Origin of the sequence: Trichormus sp. NMC-1, assembly GCF_001858025.1 — a bacterium.
GTDB lineage: Bacteria > Cyanobacteriota > Cyanobacteriia > Cyanobacteriales > Nostocaceae > Anabaena.
Genome location: NZ_LZQD01000004.1, coordinates 131,139 through 151,091, shown reverse-complemented (window position 1 = coordinate 151,091; position 19,953 = coordinate 131,139). Strand labels below are relative to the sequence as shown.

The window sequence follows — 19,953 nt, the reverse complement described above, 5'->3', positions numbered from 1 at the left end:
GATTTTATTTGGATCAACATCAAGAATTTGCAAATTTGAGTATTAAAAACATCCTGTAAATCCTGATTCTGAAGAAAATAGTCATTATTAAATATCCTATTTCGCCATTTTAAACCACTCTGTCACCCCATCAGCTAAGGTCTTCGCCATTTTCTTCTGTTCTTGGGGGTTGACTATCTCCTCAAACTCATAGGGGTTACTCATAAAACCCAATTCCAATAATACCGAAGGTGCAGCAGCAGGACGAGTCAAGGCTAAATTATTCCAAAACACACCATAAGAAGGTTTACGCAGTTTCTTAACCACGTAATTATGTAAAAATACTGCGGGGTTATGTGATTGAGTGTGATACCAAAAAGTACCAAACCCCTTAGTCTTTTCCGCATCACCATTATCAGGTAAAGCATTATAATGGATAGAAAGAGCGATCGCAGGTTGTTCTTTACTAATTATCTCCTGACGTTCCACCAAAGACACATCTCGATCATCTTCTCTTGTCATCACCACTTTTGCACCACGCTGTACTAACTCATCCCGCAGTAATTTAGAAACCACCAAATTGACATCTTTTTCTGGATATCCCGTAGGACCAATTGCACCAGATTCTTTACCACCATGACCCGGATCAAGTAAAATCTTGATACCAGATAAGGGTTTTCTATTCTGAATATTCGGTGCATGACGCAAACTCAAGACCAGGGTTGTGTTGTCGTATTTCAGGTTATACCCCCACTGTTGGAGCTTTTTGAGGTTAAAGGTATATTTGACCTGCTGAGGATTCACCTGTTGCCAATCTAGGCGAGAAATGAGGGGATCATCATCTAGACGAATGGTATCAGTTTGAGCAATGGTATTGTAAAGAGTGAGAGTAAAATTGCTATTTCCCTGTTCCACACTCACAGGTACAGGCATTTGCAAGGGGAAACGTATCTCTGTGACTCCAGCTAGTTGACGATATCCCACACTGCGAATTACTGTTTGTGGGGGAACTGCACCTGGTATAATTTTGGTTTCTTTACTATTGATCCAAGCCCCATAATCTAACCGTAACCAATCACCATCTTTACCTGTAACGCTTGCCCTTGTTCCTTTTGGTAATGGTGTCAGTCGGGAATAATCGGTACTAGAACCCGTGCGTGCAACTCCTGATGCGGCTGTTACTTCTACAACTGGTAACTGTACAGGTGCAAGAATTTCAACTTTACCCTTACCAGTTTCCGTCATAGTCTGACCGTTTAATGTCAAACTAAATTGAGGTTTTCCCACATCCCCAGGATTTGCAATAGTTGTACAACCTTGGTATTTGCTAATATTAGAAATAGTAGCCTGATTGCGCCCGGTTAAAATGCTGGAATTAGCAGGTAATTGTGCTTTTGCAGGTTGAGGTGAAAGATTAACAATTTGATTGGCCAGTTTAACAGAAACATTAGCTTGCGGACGCGCGATCGCACCAAAACAAATCAATTCTCCTGGTAGTCTAGCAATATCCACAGCGGGAGTTAGAGAATCTTTAGCAAAACCTAAACCTTGTGGTAATTCTGGTTGAGTAGAAAGCCTTGTTACCTTAATCTCACGTTCCTGATTTTGGTAACGTACCTTAAATACATTCTCCCCTAATTTTAAGGGGAAACTAGGCGCAAAATGACCAGACTGACTGCGGTTAATTTGTCTACCATTGATGAGAACCTGTCCATCTGCTGGTGCTGTACCGATAAAAAAGATTTTTTCTGTACTGGTTTTGTGGTTTGCTGGAGGATAAACCACTAAAAGCGATGGTTTTTGTGCCACCACCAGGGAAGATGTGAAAATAGAGCTAAATATTACTAATCCTAAAAGTTTTTTCACGGTAAAAATACCAAATATTTAATAATAGTTTTGGGCGATTAAAAATCGCTACTATACAAGCAAAGTCCCTTCGGGTTCGCCAGTTCCCTACGGCGGGAAACCCGCCTACAGGACTGGTCTCACCACCTGCGTGGACTAATGAAAAATTAAGGGTTTGTCTGTATAGTTTTGGGCGATTAAAAATCGCTACTATACAAGCAAAGTCCCTTCGGGTTCGCCAGTTCCCTACGGCGGGAAACCCGCCTACAGGACTGGTCTCACCACCTGCGTGGACTAATGAAAAATTAAGGGTTTGTCTGTATAGTTTTGGGCGATTAAAAATCGCTACTACACAAGCAAAGTCCCTTCGGGTTCGCCAGTTCCCTACGGCGGGAAACCCGCCTACAGGACTGGTCTCACCACCTGCGTGGACTAATGAAAAAGCAAGGGTTTGAAACCCACGGAGGTGGGTTTTGTCTGTATAGCCGCGACTTCCAGTCGCCTTAGAGTGAATGTTGTCAAATAACCAATATTCTATTTTGTCATCTTAAACCATTCTGTCACCCCATCAGCCAACGTCTTAGCAATTTTCCTCTGTTGTTGAGAATTGACTACCTCCTCAAACTCATCAGCATTACTCATCAAACGAAACTCTAATAAAACCGCAGGTGCAGCAGAGGGACGAGTCAGGGCTAAATTATTCCAAAACACGCCATAAGAAGGTTCAAGGCGTTTGTTAACCACGTAATTATGTAAAAATACTGCGAGGCTGTGTGCTTGGGGATGATACCAAAAACTCACCAAACCCCTGGTTTTTTCTACTTTACTATCATCAGCTAAAAAGTTGTAATGGATGGAAAGAGAAATGGCAGGTTCTTCTTTACTAATGATCTCCTGACGTTCGACTAAAGACACATCCCGATCATCCTCCCTTGTCATCACCACTGTTGCACCACGCTTCACCAACTCATCCCGCAGTAACTTTGATAACACCAAATTTACATCTTTTGCTAAATATCCCGGCAGTCCACTGGAACCAGATTCTTTACCACCATGTCCCGGATCGAGTAAAATCTTGATGCCAGATAAGGGTTTTTTATTCTGAATATTCGGTGCATGACGCAAAGTTAACACCAGTGTTGTATTGTCGTATCTCAGCTTATAGCCCCACTGTTGGAGCTTTTTGAGGTTAAAGGTGTATTTAACCTGTTTGGGGTTCATCTGTTGCCAATCTAGGCGAGAAATTAAGGGGTCATCATCAAGGCGAATGGTGTCTGTTTGGGCAGTGGTATTGTAGAGAATGAGAGTGAAGGAGCGATCATCGCTTTGTTCTACACTCACAGGTACAGCCGCTTGTAATGGAAAAATTATCTCTGTTGCTCCAGCTAGTTGACGATAGCCAACACTACGAATTATTGTTTGTGGAGGAACTGCACCGGGTAGAATTTTGGTTTCTTTACTATTAATCCAACCCCCATAGTCTAAGCGTAACCAATCACCTTCTCTACCTGTAACTGTTGCCCTTGTCCCTTTGGGTAGCGGTGTGAGTCGTGAATAATCTGTACTGGGTCCAGTCCGAGCCACACCTGATGCTACTGTCACCTCAGTAACTGGCAGTTTTGCAGGTGTAAGAATTTGAATTTTACCCTCACCAAGTTGAATAGCAGTATTACCATTCAATGTCAAACTAAATTGAGGTTGTCCCAAATCAGCAGCATTGGCCACTGTTGTGCAGCCTTGATATTTGCTAGGACTAGATGTAGTTGGTTGATTTCTTCCCGTTAGTACAGCTGAATTAGCAGGTAATTGCGCCTGTGGTGGTTGTGGTGATAAGGGAATGGTTTGATTAGCCAACTTCACAGAGACAGTCGCTTGAGGAGGTGCAATAGCCCCAAAACATATCAGTTCTCCTGGTAATCTAGCAATATCAGCCGCTGGAGTCAGAGAATCTTTAGCAAAGCCTAAACCTGGCGGTAATTCTGGTGGAGTAGAAAGCCTTGTTACCTTAACCTCTCGTTCCTGATTTTGGTAAGTAACTTTAAACAGATTCTCCCCCACCTGTAAGGGGAAACTTGGGGAAAAATGACCAGTTTTGCTACGGCTAACTGGCTTACCATTGATGAGAACTTGCCCCTTGACTGGTGCTGTACCAATAAAAAATATTTTTTCTGTACTGGTTTGGTAGTTTGTTGGGGGAAAAACTACTACTAGAGAGGTTTGTGCTAAAGCCACTGAGGAGGTAGAGAGAAAGTTAAATACTACTAATACTAATAGTTTGTTCACTGCAAAAATACAGAAGATTTCATGATAGTAATTGTGGGACAATAACCAAGAATGAATAAAAAATCAAGGATGAAAACAGACGCAAATAAATCGGATCAAAAGACATGGATTTATCTGTGAGGGTTAATTCATCCTTCATACTAGTGCAGTACAGCAGAAATCATTGAGCAGATGAAATTAGCTTGAAAGCTTGTAAGCTCAGACTTTTAAAGCTACTGATAAATGATAACTTACCACTCACACTAGTCTTCAGGCGTAAACACACTTTCACCCTCCGGAAACGGGATGTATTTTTAGAAGTTACTAGAAATTGAAAATACTATGACTAAGTTTATCTTTGTAACTGGAGGCGTTGTTTCCAGTATTGGTAAAGGCATTGTAGCAGCAAGTCTGGGACGATTGCTTAAATCGCGGGATTATTCGGTATCGATTCTCAAACTCGATCCCTATATTAACGTTGATCCAGGCACGATGAGTCCCTTTCAACATGGAGAAGTTTTTGTCACCCAAGATGGTGCAGAAACAGACTTGGACTTGGGACATTACGAGCGCTTTACTGATACTTCAATGTCCCGATTAAACAGCGTTACTACTGGCTTAATTTATCAGTCAGTTATTAATAAAGAACGCCGGGGCGACTATAATGGCGGCACAGTTCAGGTCATTCCTCATATTACTAATGAGATTAAAGAGCGGATTATTAGAGTTGCTAAAGAAACTAATCCCTCAGCGGTAATTACTGAAATTGGTGGTACTGTGGGTGATATTGAATCACTGCCATTTTTGGAAGCAATTCGTCAGTTACGCAAAGAAGTTGGACGGCAGAATGTATTATATATGCACGTCACTCTATTGCCTTGGATAGCCTCAGCCGGGGAAATGAAAACCAAGCCAACACAGCATTCTGTCAAAGAACTTAGATCTATTGGGATTCAACCAGATATTTTAGTTTGTCGGAGCGATCGCACTATCCCTGTCGGCTTAAAACAGAAATTATCAGAATTTTGTGATGTACCAGTAGAATGCGTCATTACTTGCCAAGATGCTAGTAGTATCTATGAAGTACCCCTGATTTTAGAACGGGAAGGATTAGCAGAACAAGCCTTAGACTTACTGCAAATGGAACAACGCCAACCCAATTTGACTCAGTGGGAAACAATGGTAGAACGGATGTATAGTCCTAAATACACCGTCGAAATTGCCATTGTTGGTAAATATGTGCGGTTAAGTGATGCTTATCTATCTGTAGTCGAATCTTTACGCCATGCCGCTATTGCTACTCACGGGGATTTGCGTTTGCGGTGGGTGAACTCCGAAGCTTTGGAAAATGAACCAGCAGAAAACTATCTTGCAGGTGTTGATGGAATCATTGTTCCCGGTGGTTTTGGTAGCCGGGGTATAGATGGAAAAATTGCGGCGATTAAATACGCACGCGATCGCCAAATCCCCTTCTTAGGTTTATGCTTAGGAATGCAATGTTCCGTGATTGAATGGGCGAGAAATGTAGAGGGACTAGTCGATGCTAATAGTGCCGAATTTGATCCTTATACTAACTACCCAGTCATTAACTTGTTGCCTGAACAGCAGGATGTAGTTGATTTAGGCGGGACTATGCGCTTGGGGCTTTATCCTTGTCGTATCCTTCCCAACACCCTCGCCTTTGACTTATATCAAGAAGAAGTAATTTATGAACGCCATCGCCATCGTTACGAGTTTAACAATGTTTACCGTAATCCATTGTTAGAGTCGGGCTATGTCATTAGTGGCACTTCTCCTGACGGACGCTTAGTGGAAATTGTCGAATATCCCCAACACCCATTCTTTATCGCTTGCCAATTTCATCCCGAATTTCAATCTCGTCCTAGCACACCCCATCCTTTATTTAAAGGATTTATGACCGCTGCTATTTCCCTCGCCCATCCTACCCCCATTACCCCCACACCTGTAGAAGTTTCTTAGGAACTTTTGATACAAAATACAAAATATAGCAAAACAGGCGTAAAAGTCTGTTTTTATCTGGCTTTTATGCTCAGTGTATGTCAGTACTTTACCTGGCAACAGCTATATGTATTTTGTATCAACTTGAAATTGAAACGGTAATCAGGTAGGATTTGGCAACAAATTCAGAATCAAAAAAAAATTTGCAGCTATACTGGGTAAAATTACTTTGTAGGAAAGGTAATATTATCTAGTCAGTGTTGAGGCAAATTTGTGGCTTACTGGGTAAAAATACAAGACCAAAGGAAAGAATATGTAATTAACTTTGACCGTGTAAATGCTTTTTGTTATGAAAAGAACGGTAGACTTACCTTTTGGGTACCTAATAGTTCCATACCTATCGTCATTAACCCCCATAGTAATTGGGAAGATTATCAGAAGATTTCGGAATATATAAAGTATGCCCAAGGAATAGAATTAGATACTACTTATTGGGTAACTATAACTTACGACAGAAAAGAATATATTATTAATCTCAACTGTATCAGTTCTTTTTGTTATGAAGAAAATGGCAGGATCAGTTTTTGGTTGCCGGATGTTACTTTCTCTATTATCATCAACCCTGTAAGTAATCCAGAATCTTACAAAAAGGTTGTACGATATCTCCAAAAACATACAGGTTATTCTTTGCCTGATTGACTAAGAACTTACTGAACAGCAAGGAAAATACTGCATTTAAATAAGTATATAATCAACAATAACACATAAGTCATTAAAATAAACAGGATTTTTTATGAGTGCATCTCGGACATTAAAACAGTTAAAAGCAGAATTGATCACACCAGAGAATTTTCAGCGTTATGGACAGGTGATATTTTCTAGTGGAGACGGGAAGGCTTTTGATGCAGAAGATGCACATTTAAATTTACAAAATGGCATTCCTCGCTTTTATATTATGCGATTGCACAACAACGGCCGGAAGTTTCATAAAATTACTCGTCATGAACAATGTACTCAATGTTTGGGTTCTTTAGAAGGTAAGGATTGGTTAATGGCAGTTTGTCCACCTGATAATGATATTAATGAACCTCGATTAGAAGAAATTGCTGTTTTCCGCATTCCAGGAAATTGTTTTATTAAGTTAGAGGTAGGAACTTGGCACGCGGGGCCATATTTTGATCATGAGTTTGTAGATTTTTATAATTTGGAGTTGAGTGATACGAATGTAGTTGATCATTTCACTCATGATTTTATTAAAAGTCATCAATTAGAGTTTGAGATGGTGTAAAGGAAACCGTAATTCAAGAATAATGTATGTTAAAATTGGATTACCATAGATAGTGAAAAATTATTTCAATGGAAATTACTAAACTGTCCAGTCAAGGTCAAGTTACTATTCCCCAAGTTTTAAGAGATGAGTATCATTGGCAAGATGGCCAAGAATTAATAATCATTAATGTGGGTGATGGAATTTTATTAAAGCCTAAAAAAACTTTTCCAGAAACAAAATTAGATGATGTTGCTGGTTGTTTGAATTATCAAGGAAAAGCCAAAACAATTGAAGAAATGGATCAAGCGATTGCTCAGGGAATAGAAGAAGTATGGAATCAATGATTGCTGTTGATACCAATATTATTATTAGATTGGTTACTAAAGATGATGAACTACAGTATCAACAAAGTTTAGCATTATTCAAAAATAAAAATATTTTTATTCCTGATACTGTAATTTTAGAAACTGAATGGGTGCTGCGGTTTGCTTACAAATTTAAACCATTGGAAATTTGTCAAGCTTTGAGAAAGGTTTTTGGTTTACCTAATGTTTCTTTAACTAATGAAAAGTTAATTTTACAAGTTATTAAATGGCATAAAAATGGTCTAAATTTTGCAGATGCTTTTCATTTAGCTTCAAGTAATCATTGTTTAGAGTTTTATACTTTTGATGAAAAATTTATTAAAAAGTCTCAGAGTTTATCTAATTCAACAGTCAAAAAGCCTGATTTGTAAATTAGTATATTTAAAGCGATCGCACTCCAAACTCCCTACACAAAATAGCGATCGCTCTCATAACTCATAATCAAAAAGCGATCGCTTATTTTATGAAAATTTTATATCAGAATTGGGTTGAGAAACGAAACTCAACCTTGTATCTTAGAATGTTTGACCATTGAAAGGTCGAATATAAAGAGTGCTACCTCCATTCGCATTAGTAGCCACATAGGAAGCTGTAATGCCATTCCAACTCCAACCTCGAATGCTGTCTGTACTAGATATGCTTTGACTTGATCTCACAGATCCAAATTTTTGACCATCGAAAGAACGAATATAAAGAGTGTTACCTCCATTTGCATTAGCCGTTACATAAGAAGCCGTAGTACCATTCCAACTCCAACCCCGAAATGACTCCGTACTAGATATGCTTTGACTTGATCTTACAGATCCAAATTTTTGACCATCGAAAGAACGAACGTAAACCACCGTCTGTCCATTTTTATTAGCCAGATAGGAAGCAGTAGTACCATTCCAACTCCAGCCACGAATGTTGTCTGTACTGGATATGCTTTGACTTGATCTTACAGATCCAAATGTTTGACCATCGAAAGAACGAACATAAAGAGTGTTACCCCCATTCCCATTAACAGCCAGATAGGAAGCAGTAGTACCATTCCAACTCCAGCCACGAATGTTGTCTGTACTGGATATGCTTTGACTTGATCTTACAGATCCAAATGTTTGACCATCGAAAGAACGAACATAAAGAGTGTTACCCCCATTCCCATTAACAGCCAGATAGGAAGCAGTAGTACCATTCCAACTCCAGCCACGAATGTTGTCTGTACTGGATATTACCAAATTAGGTATGTTAGTATTTGCCAGAATTAGATAAGGACTATTAGGTTGAGCTTGAACTTGTTTTGTGTTAGATAAACCAACTATTGAAGATACAGCTAAAGTTGTTGTTATACCTAAAGTAGTTAAAAACTTTGATAAGGTCATTTTTTTTGCAAAGACAAATGTGTGTATCAAAAATAACTGAATTAAGATTTAACTAGCTATAGGAAAAGTTTGGATTTGATCGGGAGTTTTATTATAAAGTGTTAAGCAAAAGATCGGAACAGTTCGGAAAAATCGGATTTAGATTAAGCTATAATGCTTGAAACCTTTATCCTATATAGTTTTTATGAATGTAACTGAAGTGTTACAATTTGTGGATCGGCTAGTTGTTGAAAAAACTGGAAAGCACCTAGATGATGTTCAAAAGGCTGTAGTCGAGGGAACTTGGCAAAGAGAAACTTATGATGATATTGCTAAGAAATGTCATGTTACTGAAGGTCATGTGGGTGATGTGGGTTCTGAATTATGGCAATTTTTATCTGAAGCATTAGGTGAGGATATAAAAAAATCTAATTTTAGTTCTGTTTTTAAAAGATTAAATATTGAATCATGTGAAAATTATAATATTTATATAAATGGTATTAATAATGGTTTTTATTATTTAGAAACTTCACATTATAAGGATAAAAATAATACAAAAAACTCTAACAAAACTCAATCATCTTATCATGATTTAACATTTGCTCCTAAAATACTCAAATTTTATAACAGAGAATCTGAATTACAAAATCTTTATCACTGGATATTAAATCAAAATACCCCTTTCATCTCAATATTAGGACTATCTGGAATTGGTAAAACTACTCTAGTTAAAAAATTTGTTGATTTCAACTTAGATCAATTTGAAGTAATTATTTGGAAAAATCTAAAATTTCCTAAACCATTAGATTTACTTGTCAATGATTTATTAAATACTTGTCAACAAGAACCTAAAAATACTATAGACGATAAATTAAAACAATTATTTGATATTTTCACAGATAAAAAATGTTTAATTATTCTTGATAATGTGCAGAATATCTTTACTAATAGTGAATTCGCTGGACAATATCAACCTGAATACAAAAATTACCAAAACCTTTTCACGATGATCACTGAAACGGAACATCAAAGTAATCTCATATTAATTAGTCAAGCACAATGTCCAGAAATGGAATGTTTAGACGAGGAATTATATCCTATTAGATGTTTAGAATTATCAGGATTATACAATACAGATATTTTAAAAAATACAGGATTACAAGATGAGGAAAGCTGGTTAACTTTAATTAAGTTATATGAAGGTAATTTGATGTATTTAAAAACTATTACTATGTTAATTAACAAAAATTATGATGGTAAAATAGCTGACTTTTTAGCTGAGAATACTTTACATATTACCAATCAAATGCAGTCTCATTTTTCAGAGATATTTAATCATTTATCACCTAAAGAACAAGAAATAGTATTACAAATGAGTAAATTTATACAACCTATTTCGAGGGAAGAATTAAGACAAAGTTTAAACTTATCGTCAGTTGATTTTAATAATGGTTTACAATCTTTACAACAACGGTATTTAGTAACGAAAATCAAAGAAGAGAAAATCTTGTTTAAATTGTCTCCAGTTTTTAAGGAATATGTGAGAACTTGTTGTAAAGATTGATGGAATTCTAAGCCACAGCAAACTCAGTCAACTTCCGAGTTTCTGGATCGTGAAAAGCTAAAACAATATCCTCTTTTGGTACACCTTCCCGTAATAACTCCGTTGCAATTCCTTCCTCAGTCCAATCTTCTTCAATATAAATCTTTTCATTTTTAATGCGAACGTAAACATGAGTATTATTAACTCTTTTTTGGTTAACCCAATCAATACTACGCCAAAAATAATGATGATTATTGTCATCAAAAATTAGACAATTTTCTGGATGAAAATCAGGAGATTTTTCAACAATTTGATAATATTCTGTCAAGATTTTTTTAATCAACTCTCGATATTGTTTGAGCTTATCCATAAAACTATCTCCTCTTTTTCATTATTAAAAACAATAAATTTAATTTGATGACGGTTAACTATAGATTTAATTGATTTTCTTTGAAAAAAGCTCTCAAATACCGTATCTTTGACAGCTAAATAAATGGCATAATGTTTTTCAGACAAATCTAAAATATCACGATATACAATATATTGTCCTAATGCCAATTCAAAATCCCTCATTGGAGAAGGATTAATAAAACTTTTGATTTCAACAACAATGATAAGATTATTTTATTCAGCTAATAACGGTTTTTCAGCAAGTAAATCAGCGTAAAGTTGGGCATCTTCATATTGTAAAAAATAAGAATCAGCTAAAATCCTCCAACCATCTTTAATTAAAGCATTTTTCACCGCATCATGGTAGATATCCTTTGCTGGCATTGTTTACCCTGGTAATAAATTGTTAATAACATTCAGGTGAGCCATCAAGACTCACCCCAATTGCATTATACCAAAGCCGCCTGCTCCTCCTTACTAATCACCCTACCTTCATCCTCAAAACCGGCAATTTGATCAAAGTTCAAATACCGATACAAATTATCAGCAAAAGGATGAATTCTCTCCGCAACAATATCCATATATTCCTGCACATTAGGAAGCCTTCCCAACAATGCACAAACTGCTGCTAATTCTGCCGAACCTAAATATACTTGTGCGCCTTTTCCCATGCGATTATTGAAGTTACGAGTCGAGGTGGAAAACACAGTTGTATTATCATCAACTCGCGCCTGATTTCCCATACATAAACTGCATCCGGGAATCTCAGTTCTGGCATTTGCAGCCACGAAAACATCATAAACACCTTCCGCCTTTAATTGGTGTTCATCCATTCTTGTAGGAGGTGCAATCCACAACCGCGCTTTTACATCTCCTGCACCTTCCAAAACCTTGGCAGTTGCTCGATAATGTCCGATATTTGTCATACAAGAACCGACAAATACTTCTTGTACAGGATCATTGGCAACTTCCGATAATAACTTAACATTATCAGGGTCATTGGGAGCAGCAACAATTGGTTCTGTGATTTGGCTTAAATCAATTTCAATTACTTCTGCATATTCCGCATCAGCGTCAGCAGATAATAATACGGGATTAGCTAACCATTCCTCCATTTTTGCTACACGACGCATGATAGTTCTGGCATCACTATAACCCCGTGCTACCATATTAGTTAAAAGAGCAATATTGGAACGTAAATATTCCGCAATTGTCTCTTCACTTAACTTAATTGTACAACCAGCACAAGAACGTTCTGCGGAAGCGTCGGTTAATTCAAAAGCTTGTTCAACTTTCAAATTTGGTAATCCTTCAATTTCCAAAATTTTGCCAGAGAAGATGTTTTTCTTGTTCTGCTTCTCGACAGTTAACAAACCTTTTTGCATAGCCACATAAGGAATTGCATTCACAACATCCCTCAGCGTTATCCCTGGTTGCAATTCCCCTGTAAATCTGACCAAAACTGATTCTGGCATATCCAAAGGCATGACACCCAAAGCACCAGCAAACGCAACTAAACCAGAACCAGCGGGGAAGGATATTCCTAACGGGAAGCGAGTATGGGAATCTCCACCTGTTCCCACAGTGTCAGGTAACAACATCCGGTTTAACCACGAGTGAATGATACCATCACCAGGACGCAAAGCCACACCACCACGGGAGGAAATGAAGTCTGGTAATTCCTGATGGGTTTTAATATCCACAGGTTTAGGATATGCTGCGGTATGGCAGAAACTCTGCATTACTAAGTCTGCACTGAAACCTAAACAAGCCAGTTCTTTTAACTCATCCCTGGTCATGGGTCCTGTAGTGTCCTGAGAACCAACTGTAGTCATGATGGGTTCACAAGATGTCCCCGGACGTACACCAGGTAAACCGCACGCCTTCCCGACCATTTTCTGCGCTAATGTGAAGCCTTTTCCGGTGTCCGCTGGGGCTTGGGGACGGATAAATAAAGTACTGGGTTCTAAACCTAATGCTTGACGGGTTTTATCGGTGAGGGTACGCCCAATTAGTAGGGGAATGCGTCCACCGGCTCTAACTTCGTCTAAAATGGTGTCGGGTTTGAGGCTGAAGGTGGAAATTACTTCTCCTGCGGCGTTGAGAACTTCACCTTTATAGGGATAAATTGTGATAACGTCGCCGGTCTCCATTTTGCTGACATCGCATTGAATGGGTAATGCGCCGGCATCTTCGGCTGTGTTAAAAAAGATAGGAGCGATCGCACTTCCTAAAATATAACCCCCAGCCCGTTTGTTTGGCACAAAAGGAATATCATTTCCTAAATGCCATAATACAGAATTGATTGCAGACTTACGAGAAGAACCGGTTCCCACCACATCACCAACGTAAGCAACAGGAAATCCTTTTTTCTTTAACTCTGCAATGGTTTCCAAACTTCCTGGTTGACGAGTTTCTAACATCGCCAAAGCGTGTAAAGGAATATCTGGTCTAGTTGTAGCGTGGGTTGCGGGTGATAAGTCGTCTGTGTTGGTTTCTCCTGGAACTTTGAAAACTGTAACCGTAATACTTTCTGCTAATGTGGGACGCAAAGTAAACCATTCTGCTTTTGCCCAAGAGTCTACCACTCGTTTAGCGTAGGGGTTGGTTTTTGATAACTCTAAGATATCGTAGAAAGCGTCATACACCAACAAGATTTTGCTTAAGGCATTAGCTGCATAAGCTGCAATTGGTTCTTTTCCTTGTCCCCCCATGACTAGAGGTGTTTCTGAAGAGTCCGATACAGAGGTGGTAGCAAATTGCAGCAAATCAATTAATGATTGCACATTGTAACCGCCTACCATTGTCCCCAGCAATTCCACTGCGTCCACGGGTGAAACTAAGGGACTGCTAACTTCTTCTTTAGCAATAGCAGTGAGAAATCCAGCTTTTACATAAGCCGCTTGGTCTACTCCGGGGGGAATGCGATCGCGTAATAAATTTAATAATACCTCTTCTTCACCTTTAGGTGGATTTTTCAGTAATTCACATAATGCTGATGTTTGTTGTGCATCTAAGGGTAATGGGGGAATACCCATCTGTGCGCGTTCTTGGGTGTGTTGTTGGTATTCAGCTAACATGATTTAGCTTTTCTCCTCTCAATGTCTTGCTTTCTTTATTTTATTGTAAGGGAATTGTTACAGGAGTTACGAATGGACGGAATTGATTATCAAGAACAGTTTATAGTTTATAATCTGAACAGTAAAGTTTACATTAAGTAAGTAATAATGTTTATCAGGAGTTAATTATGTCATACAAAAATATTATTACCATAGAACCTGGAAAGAGAAGCGGAAAACCTTGTATTAGAGGTATGAAAATTACTGTTTATGATGTGCTTTCTTATTTAGCATCAGGAATGACTTTTGAAGAAATATTAGCCGATTTTCCTTATTTAACAAAAGAAGATATTTTAGCCTGTCTCAGCTATGCCGCAGATCGTGAACGTCAAACCATTTTAGTTAATTCCTGAAACTCCTTTTTGATCATAATTTATCACCTCATTTAGTTAATTCTTTGGCTGATATTTATCCTAATTCTAATCATCTTTATTTAATGCAATTAGATCAAGAATCAGATTATGAAGTGTGGGAGATTGCCAAAAATCAAGACTATACTATTGTTACCAAAAATGCGGATTTTAATGAATTATCAATTCTGAAGATTTTTCTGTACAAATTGCTATTAGTTCAGGGAGAGATGTAAGTGAAGGGTAAAATTTTTGTTCATACTCTGTTTATTGTGGCTTTAATCAATAAACGAGATCAATATCATCAAAATGCCTAAAGGAGTTGTGAATAATGAAGGTAAGAAAGGAAGAAGTTAAACATATTTTAGATAAAATACAATTTGATATAGATGAGCGTAGTTCACCCGATAGTAGAAGATGGATACAATTCAAGGTAGGATGGCGAAATTCAATTTCAAAAGACTATAATCCTATTATTCTCAAAAAACTTACATGGAATAATTTAGGTTATCGTTTTGGCAAAGAATTAGGATATAAATCAGAGTTAGAAATTAAACAAATATATGATTATTTATCTGAAATATATATAACTACAAATAATTTGCTTGATATCCCAGAATCAAATATAGAAAATATACACTATCTTGATACAAGAATTGATAATTTTTTCAGATGCCAAAATTATCATAATAATTATCTGAAGATATTAGTTGATTCAATCAAATATTGTCATGATTGTGGTTCAGATAAGTGGGCAGTTTATTATAAACATAATCAAAATAAAATTAGGCTTATTATGGGTAATTTAATTGTATTAACTATTCAAAAGCAAGGAATTTGGTTAGCATTAGATAGTGAAATACTAGATAAAAATAAAGATTATCAAAATAATTTAGAAAAATGTAAAAATTGGACATGGGATACTCATGATTATCCCAATTATCGCCAAGTTCCTTCAATAAATGGATTTTATAATCCTTCAGAAGACTATATTGAAGATTGGAACTTTATCAAAAAACTTCATTATGAATTTATAGAAAAAGCTAATACTAAATATATTAAAATTAATGAAAAATCTAAAGTAAATCACCAAAAAGAAATTATTGAAGGACTCTGTCATAAATTAGAAATATTTATTCCACAGCCAGACTATGCTATAAATAGCGTATCTTTTGCATTAGCTGAAGAATTATCAAATGAACATGAAATAATTAATCTTTATGAAGGAGCAAAACAAAGAATAACTATAAATCGTTATGAAAGAAATAACGAAGCTCGAAAACTATGTATTGAACATTATGGTAAAATTTGTTATGTTTGTGGTTTTAACTTTGAAAAGAAATATGGAGAAATTGGGCAAGGCTTTATTCATGTTCATCATTTAATTCCTTTATCTGAAATTGATCAAGAATACGAAGTTGATCCAATTAAAGATTTACGTCCAGTATGTCCTAATTGTCATGCTATGATACATCGGAAAAATCCACCATATACTATAGAACAAATTAAAAATATGCTTCAATAGCTGATATGGTGAGTAGGAAGAGAGAGTTATTGTTTAACCTTTCATCTCTAAAAATAACCCCATCCTGTAAATCCTAAAATCCTGAACATCCTGATATAGCTTGCGCCACGCTACGCTATCAGACAAAATGATATAGTAACTTGAAAGAGCGAATTTAATCTAAAATATAATTATCAACTATGGAATTTGAATGGGATACAAAAAAAGCAGAATCTAACTTATCTAAACATGGAGTTTTATTTATAGAAGCGCAAACAGTGTTTGATGATCCACTCTATGTTGATTTTTATGATCCTGACCATTCAGAAGCAGAACATCGTTATATCATTATAGGAGAATCATCAAAAAATCGGATTTTGTTAGTTGCTTACACCGAAAGGGAAGATACAATTAGAATTATCAGTGCGAGAAAAGTCACAAAACAAGAACTCAAAGCTTATCAAGAGGGTTAAAATAATGGAAGATGAATTAAGAGATGAATATGATTTGAAAAGTCTAAAAGTCAGGAAAATGGGAGCAAAACGTAAAAGTTTTGGTAATACAATTATCAAACTAGATGCAGATGTAGCAGAAGTTTTTCCTAATGCTGAATCAGTTAATGAAGCTCTGCGGTTTTTAATTAGAATCACCAGAGAAAATCAAGTTACATTATAGATTAAAACCCGTAGGTTGGGTTGGTTGAAAAACCCAACATTGTTAAATCCTCTAAATCATAAAAAACACCTTCAGAATCAATAATTAGAGGACTATCTTTTAAACACCCTGAAGTTTCTTCAAAAAAATTAGCAGGCCAACCTTTTCCTTTAGGTTTACTTTCCTGTTGATAATTATCACTAGGTTTAACAATAATAGTAACTGTTAAATCAGCATTACTAATATTTACTGGAATATCTAAACGTAATATTCCATCTTGTCCAACATGAGAGTTTATAGTTATTGTTTCCATACAGGTTACAAAAAAGGCAAACATATCATACAAGCATATATATTATACATCATATTCTTTCAAAATTTCTTAATCAAATCCTGAAAATCCTTAAATCCTGGATATCCTGATTCAGACAATTTCATCCTCAAAAATAACCCCATCCTGTAAATCCTAAAATCCTAGACATCCTGGTTAATTTTTGATTCAGAACTCGTAGAAAAAGATGAGATTTAATAGCCCTGTTGGTATAATACTTTTTTGAATGTTATTTAATTTTCAATATTTTCCCCATCAAAATAGGAGTTAAAAAAAATATTTCCAAAAATCCCTTGTTTATGCACCTATTTATCAGATAAAATAATTCACCTGTTATCCGTCACACATTCCTTGTGTATATGTCCACAACCTACACCGTCGAAATTAACCACCAAGGCACAATTCATACCTTACAAGTTCCCGATGATCAAACCATCTTATCCGTTGCCCACGCTGCTGGTTTAGATTTACCAACATCTTGTGGTGCAGGTGTTTGCACAACTTGCGCTGGACAAATTAGCGAAGGAACTGTAGATCAAGCTGATGGCATGGGTGTGAGTCCAGAACTGCAAAAACAAGGTTATGTATTGCTTTGTGTTGCTAAACCCCGTTCTGATTTGAAACTTGTTACCGAAAAAGAAGACATAGTTTATCAATTGCAGTTCGGACAAAACAACTAAAAAGATGCAAGAGGATGAAGTCAGATAAAAATGCAAATTTTCTACTTCACACTTCATCCTTGATTCTAAAATCAGCTATTCTAGAAAACACAAAGCCACAATATTTACCACTATGACCACTCATTTTATTACTGCTGAAATCGACCTTCAACAAACCCCCACCGAATTACAAAAAGCAATTGAGGCAGAATTGAAAAAACAAGGTGAACCCCTGCGTTGGGCTATTACCTCCGTAGATGAGTCTAAGCAAAAAGCTACAGTAGAAGCTGTTGTCACTAAGTAGCCATCATGAACTGTGTACACCAGGACACATGAAAAACTTCTTATTCCCCTCATCGCTTGCGGGGAGGGGTTAGGGGTGGGGTCTTATTTTCAAGTCAGAGGCTTTCCGTCCGTTCTACTATGCATCTTTTCTATACAGCTATTCTCATCATCCCTACGGGCATTGGGGCAGCAATTGGCGGTTATGCCGGAGACGCATTGCCTGTAGCTAAACTTATATCACAGGTGTGCGATCGCCTGATCACTCATCCCAATGTCCTCAATGGCGCTAGTTTGTACTGGAATCTCCCCAACACTCTCTACGTTGAAGGTTATGGACTTGACAAATTTGCCTCACAATGCTGGGGATTGCGTCCCGTCCATAGCAACCGCATAGGTTTGCTTTTAGACCAAGCCATTGAACCAGAACTCATGCTGCGACACCTGCAAGCCGCAGACGCAGCTAGAGCAACCCTGGGATTAACCATCACCAATCATGTTTTTACAGACGCACCATTAAACGTAGAATTGCGTACTTCTGCATCTGGTGCGAGTTGGGGAACAATCGGCAACCCAGATAGCTTATTACGAGCAGCTGAGATATTAATTAACAAAGAAGGAGCAAATGCGATCGCAGTCGTAGCTCGTTTCCCTGATGACATAGATGAAGAAGCAGTTCAGAACTACCGACATGCAAAAGGAGTAGACCCCCTAGCAGGTGCAGAAGCCGTAATAAGTCATTTATTAGTCCGCACCTTTCAAATACCTTGCGCCCATGCTCCAGCCCTTTCTACAGCCCCCCCAGACCCTGATTTATCCCCTCGTTCGGCTGCCGAAGAACTGGGCTATACTTTTTTACCCTGCGTTCTTGTTGGCTTAAGTCGCGCTCCACAATTTATTATTAAAAAGGAAGTTATCAATTCTTTACCACAAGATATCTGGGCAGATCAAGTTGATGCCATCATTGTACCTGCAGAGGCTTGTGGTAGCAGCGCCTTATTGAGTTTAAGCCAAAAGCAATGTCAAATAATTACAGTCGCAGAAAATAAAACTCTCATAGAAGTTTCTGCTCCAGCGTTGGGAATCAAATCTATACAAGTAAACTCATATTTAGAAGCAGTAGGAGTATTAGTAGCTCACAAAGCTGGTATTAATACATCATTCATTAGTCAAAGAACAGGGAATAGGGAATAGAGAATAGGGAATAGGGAATAAACAGTTTTTACCCATTACCCATTACCCATTACCCATTACCCATTACCCATTACCCATTACCAATTACCCATTACCAATTACCCATTATCCAAACGCCTGTGGTTGAACAACAAAAGCAAGAACCAGAAATTCCTTACCTCACACGTACCCAAGTACTTGTGGCTATGGGCGCAACTGCGGTTATTTTGTGGATAGTCGCCAAGCTATGGTTGCGCTTTGGCAACTTCCCCCTATTTAAGTTGTATTGGTACGAAAGGGATCTATTCTTGGGACTGGGATTGGGTTTAATTATCACTGTTTTTAGTGGTTTAGCTTATCGCTTTTCCCCTTCCTACCGTAAAAGTGCTGATTATTACCTAGAACTAGTACTTAAGCCTTTAGTTTTACCTGACTTGATATGGCTGGGGCTGCTACCAGGGCTAAGTGAAGAATTATTATTTCGTGGTGTCATGTTACCAGCTTTAGGCGCTGATCATGTAGCCATCATTGTCTCAAGTCTTTGCTTTGGTGTTTTACACCTGAGTGGTTCCGAACAGTGGCCTTATGTGATTTGGGCAACTATTATCGGTATAATTCTGGGTTATAGCGCCCTACTCAGTGGTAACTTGTTAGTTCCAATTGTAGCTCATATGCTCACGAATTGGTTATCTAGCTATTTATGGAAAACGCGTAAATTGGTTTGATATCAAGTCTGTTGAAGTAATCTCCTTATTTAGTCATAAAAGCATTAAACCCAGAACTGGTTTTATAGTTCTGGGTTTAATATTCAGTCCGGCTAATTGCTGATCATAAAACTCTCCCCGTCACCGCGTCTCCGTGTCACCGCGTCAGTCCTAATGATAAGTAAACGGACAGAATATAACTGGCTCTCACCCTTCCCGCTTTA

The 19,953-nt window shown here is 37.5% G+C and carries 21 protein-coding genes and 1 pseudogene; 15 read left to right on the top strand and 7 right to left on the bottom strand.

Annotated elements, in window-relative coordinates; genetic code table 11:
• Positions 1 to 96 precede the first annotated feature (96 nt).
• Positions 97 to 1,845, bottom strand: a complete 1,749-nt coding sequence (locus tag A9Y75_RS14455; protein WP_071190254.1) for an N-acetylmuramoyl-L-alanine amidase — start codon at positions 1,843 to 1,845, stop codon at positions 97 to 99.
• Positions 1,846 to 2,358: 513 nt separating this feature from the next.
• Entirely contained in the window at positions 2,359 to 4,107 is a 1,749-nt protein-coding gene (locus tag A9Y75_RS14450) for an N-acetylmuramoyl-L-alanine amidase (RefSeq protein WP_071190253.1), read from the bottom strand.
• A gap of 321 nt (positions 4,108 to 4,428) precedes the next feature.
• Here A9Y75_RS14450 and A9Y75_RS14445 point away from each other — a divergent pair, with 321 nt between their 5' ends.
• The 5 genes from A9Y75_RS14445 (at position 4,429) to A9Y75_RS14425 (ending at position 8,051) form a co-directional block, all read left to right on the top strand.
• Entirely contained in the window at positions 4,429 to 6,066 is a 1,638-nt protein-coding gene (locus A9Y75_RS14445) for a CTP synthase (RefSeq protein ID WP_071190252.1), read from the top strand.
• 252 nt (positions 6,067 to 6,318) lie between these two features.
• The gene (locus A9Y75_RS14440; RefSeq protein ID WP_071190251.1) at positions 6,319 to 6,744 is read left to right on the top strand and encodes a hypothetical protein; all 426 of its coding nucleotides are present in this window, start codon (positions 6,319 to 6,321) and stop codon (positions 6,742 to 6,744) included.
• 94 nt (positions 6,745 to 6,838) lie between these two features.
• Positions 6,839 to 7,333, top strand: coding sequence for an ureidoglycolate lyase (locus A9Y75_RS14435; protein WP_071190250.1), 495 nt, complete (start codon positions 6,839 to 6,841; stop codon positions 7,331 to 7,333).
• A 68-nt stretch (positions 7,334 to 7,401) separates the two neighbouring features.
• The gene (locus tag A9Y75_RS14430) at positions 7,402 to 7,659 is read left to right on the top strand and encodes an AbrB/MazE/SpoVT family DNA-binding domain-containing protein (RefSeq protein WP_071190249.1); all 258 of its coding nucleotides are present in this window, start codon (positions 7,402 to 7,404) and stop codon (positions 7,657 to 7,659) included.
• The gene (locus A9Y75_RS14425) at positions 7,647 to 8,051 is read left to right on the top strand and encodes a type II toxin-antitoxin system VapC family toxin (protein WP_236721415.1); all 405 of its coding nucleotides are present in this window, start codon (positions 7,647 to 7,649) and stop codon (positions 8,049 to 8,051) included. Before A9Y75_RS14430 ends, A9Y75_RS14425 begins: the two co-directional genes overlap by 13 nt.
• Positions 8,052 to 8,195: 144 nt before the next feature.
• Here A9Y75_RS14425 and A9Y75_RS14420 read toward each other — a convergent pair whose 3' ends face one another.
• Entirely contained in the window at positions 8,196 to 9,041 is an 846-nt protein-coding gene (locus tag A9Y75_RS14420) for a hypothetical protein (RefSeq protein WP_071190248.1), read from the bottom strand.
• Positions 9,042 to 9,225: 184 nt separating this feature from the next.
• Here A9Y75_RS14420 and A9Y75_RS14415 point away from each other — a divergent pair, with 184 nt between their 5' ends.
• The gene (locus A9Y75_RS14415; protein ID WP_071190247.1) at positions 9,226 to 10,584 is read left to right on the top strand and encodes an ATP-binding protein; all 1,359 of its coding nucleotides are present in this window, start codon (positions 9,226 to 9,228) and stop codon (positions 10,582 to 10,584) included.
• A gap of 7 nt (positions 10,585 to 10,591) precedes the next feature.
• Here the strand turns inward: A9Y75_RS14415 and A9Y75_RS14410 are convergent, their stop codons facing one another.
• The 3 genes and pseudogenes from A9Y75_RS14410 to acnB all read right to left on the bottom strand — a co-directional run bounded on the left by A9Y75_RS14410 (position 10,592) and on the right by acnB (position 14,033).
• Positions 10,592 to 10,933 carry a XisI protein gene (locus A9Y75_RS14410; protein WP_071190246.1) on the bottom strand — a complete coding sequence of 114 codons (342 nt, stop codon included), beginning with the start codon at positions 10,931 to 10,933 and terminating at the stop codon, positions 10,592 to 10,594.
• A pseudogene (locus A9Y75_RS14405) lies at positions 10,903 to 11,337 on the bottom strand (XisH family protein). The gene A9Y75_RS14410 and the pseudogene A9Y75_RS14405 overlap by 31 nt, the downstream one beginning before the upstream one ends.
• A 65-nt stretch (positions 11,338 to 11,402) precedes the next feature.
• The gene (gene acnB, locus A9Y75_RS14400; RefSeq protein ID WP_071190245.1) at positions 11,403 to 14,033 is read right to left on the bottom strand and encodes a bifunctional aconitate hydratase 2/2-methylisocitrate dehydratase; all 2,631 of its coding nucleotides are present in this window, start codon (positions 14,031 to 14,033) and stop codon (positions 11,403 to 11,405) included.
• A 167-nt stretch (positions 14,034 to 14,200) separates the two neighbouring features.
• Between acnB and A9Y75_RS14395 the strand changes: the two genes are divergently transcribed.
• From A9Y75_RS14395 to A9Y75_RS14375, 5 genes are all read left to right on the top strand, one after another.
• A complete protein-coding gene (locus tag A9Y75_RS14395) occupies positions 14,201 to 14,425 on the top strand; it encodes a DUF433 domain-containing protein (protein WP_071190244.1) in 225 nt (74 codons plus the stop codon).
• Positions 14,422 to 14,658, top strand: a complete 237-nt coding sequence (locus A9Y75_RS14390; protein ID WP_177176214.1) for a DUF5615 family PIN-like protein — start codon at positions 14,422 to 14,424, stop codon at positions 14,656 to 14,658. Before A9Y75_RS14395 ends, A9Y75_RS14390 begins: the two co-directional genes overlap by 4 nt.
• 95 nt (positions 14,659 to 14,753) lie before the next feature.
• Positions 14,754 to 15,947, top strand: a complete 1,194-nt coding sequence (locus A9Y75_RS29650) for an HNH endonuclease (RefSeq protein ID WP_236721413.1) — start codon at positions 14,754 to 14,756, stop codon at positions 15,945 to 15,947.
• Positions 15,948 to 16,126: 179 nt separating this feature from the next.
• Entirely contained in the window at positions 16,127 to 16,399 is a 273-nt protein-coding gene (locus A9Y75_RS14380; protein WP_071190243.1) for a BrnT family toxin, read from the top strand.
• A gap of 4 nt (positions 16,400 to 16,403) precedes the next feature.
• Positions 16,404 to 16,601: a hypothetical protein gene (locus A9Y75_RS14375; protein WP_083389613.1), complete on the top strand. Its 198-nt coding sequence runs from the start codon at positions 16,404 to 16,406 to the stop codon at positions 16,599 to 16,601.
• 1 nt (position 16,602) lies between these two features.
• On the opposite strand, the gene A9Y75_RS14370 is transcribed toward A9Y75_RS14375, so the two are convergent.
• Positions 16,603 to 16,893, bottom strand: coding sequence for a hypothetical protein (locus A9Y75_RS14370; RefSeq protein WP_071190242.1), 291 nt, complete (start codon positions 16,891 to 16,893; stop codon positions 16,603 to 16,605).
• A gap of 377 nt (positions 16,894 to 17,270) precedes the next feature.
• Between A9Y75_RS14370 and A9Y75_RS14365 the strand changes: the two genes are divergently transcribed.
• The 4 genes from A9Y75_RS14365 to A9Y75_RS14355 all read left to right on the top strand — a co-directional run bounded on the left by A9Y75_RS14365 (position 17,271) and on the right by A9Y75_RS14355 (position 19,750).
• Positions 17,271 to 17,591, top strand: a complete 321-nt coding sequence (locus tag A9Y75_RS14365; RefSeq protein ID WP_071190241.1) for a 2Fe-2S iron-sulfur cluster-binding protein — start codon at positions 17,271 to 17,273, stop codon at positions 17,589 to 17,591.
• Between the two features lie 112 nt (positions 17,592 to 17,703).
• Entirely contained in the window at positions 17,704 to 17,874 is a 171-nt protein-coding gene (locus A9Y75_RS28525) for a hypothetical protein (protein ID WP_177176194.1), read from the top strand.
• Positions 17,875 to 17,993: 119 nt separating this feature from the next.
• On the top strand, positions 17,994 to 19,046 hold the full coding sequence (locus A9Y75_RS14360) for a DUF3326 domain-containing protein (protein WP_071190240.1): 1,053 nt from the start codon (positions 17,994 to 17,996) through the stop codon (positions 19,044 to 19,046).
• 119 nt (positions 19,047 to 19,165) lie between these two features.
• Positions 19,166 to 19,750 carry a CPBP family intramembrane glutamic endopeptidase gene (locus A9Y75_RS14355; protein ID WP_071190239.1) on the top strand — a complete coding sequence of 195 codons (585 nt, stop codon included), beginning with the start codon at positions 19,166 to 19,168 and terminating at the stop codon, positions 19,748 to 19,750.
• The last annotated feature ends 203 nt before the right edge of the window (positions 19,751 to 19,953 follow it).

Excerpts from the sequence above, each read along its gene's own strand:
- A9Y75_RS14375 (WP_083389613.1), top strand. The coding sequence starts at position 16,404 with ATGGAAGATGAATTAAGAGATGAATATGATTTGAAAAGTCTAAAAGTC.
- A9Y75_RS14365 (WP_071190241.1), top strand. The coding sequence starts at position 17,271 with ATGTCCACAACCTACACCGTCGAAATTAACCACCAAGGCACAATTCAT.
- A9Y75_RS14360 (WP_071190240.1), top strand. The coding sequence starts at position 17,994 with ATGCATCTTTTCTATACAGCTATTCTCATCATCCCTACGGGCATTGGG.
- A9Y75_RS14445 (WP_071190252.1), top strand. The coding sequence starts at position 4,429 with ATGACTAAGTTTATCTTTGTAACTGGAGGCGTTGTTTCCAGTATTGGT.
- A9Y75_RS14425 (WP_236721415.1), top strand. The coding sequence starts at position 7,647 with ATGGAATCAATGATTGCTGTTGATACCAATATTATTATTAGATTGGTT.
- A9Y75_RS28525 (WP_177176194.1), top strand. The coding sequence starts at position 17,704 with ATGACCACTCATTTTATTACTGCTGAAATCGACCTTCAACAAACCCCC.
- A9Y75_RS29650 (WP_236721413.1), top strand. The coding sequence starts at position 14,754 with ATGAAGGTAAGAAAGGAAGAAGTTAAACATATTTTAGATAAAATACAA.
- A9Y75_RS14380 (WP_071190243.1), top strand. The coding sequence starts at position 16,127 with ATGGAATTTGAATGGGATACAAAAAAAGCAGAATCTAACTTATCTAAA.
- A9Y75_RS14410 (WP_071190246.1), bottom strand. The coding sequence starts at position 10,933 with ATGGATAAGCTCAAACAATATCGAGAGTTGATTAAAAAAATCTTGACA.
- A9Y75_RS14395 (WP_071190244.1), top strand. The coding sequence starts at position 14,201 with ATGTCATACAAAAATATTATTACCATAGAACCTGGAAAGAGAAGCGGA.
- A9Y75_RS14430 (WP_071190249.1), top strand. The coding sequence starts at position 7,402 with ATGGAAATTACTAAACTGTCCAGTCAAGGTCAAGTTACTATTCCCCAA.
- A9Y75_RS14420 (WP_071190248.1), bottom strand. The coding sequence starts at position 9,041 with ATGACCTTATCAAAGTTTTTAACTACTTTAGGTATAACAACAACTTTA.
- A9Y75_RS14370 (WP_071190242.1), bottom strand. The coding sequence starts at position 16,893 with ATGGAAACAATAACTATAAACTCTCATGTTGGACAAGATGGAATATTA.
- A9Y75_RS14435 (WP_071190250.1), top strand. The coding sequence starts at position 6,839 with ATGAGTGCATCTCGGACATTAAAACAGTTAAAAGCAGAATTGATCACA.
- A9Y75_RS14415 (WP_071190247.1), top strand. The coding sequence starts at position 9,226 with ATGAATGTAACTGAAGTGTTACAATTTGTGGATCGGCTAGTTGTTGAA.
- acnB (WP_071190245.1), bottom strand. The coding sequence starts at position 14,033 with ATGTTAGCTGAATACCAACAACACACCCAAGAACGCGCACAGATGGGT.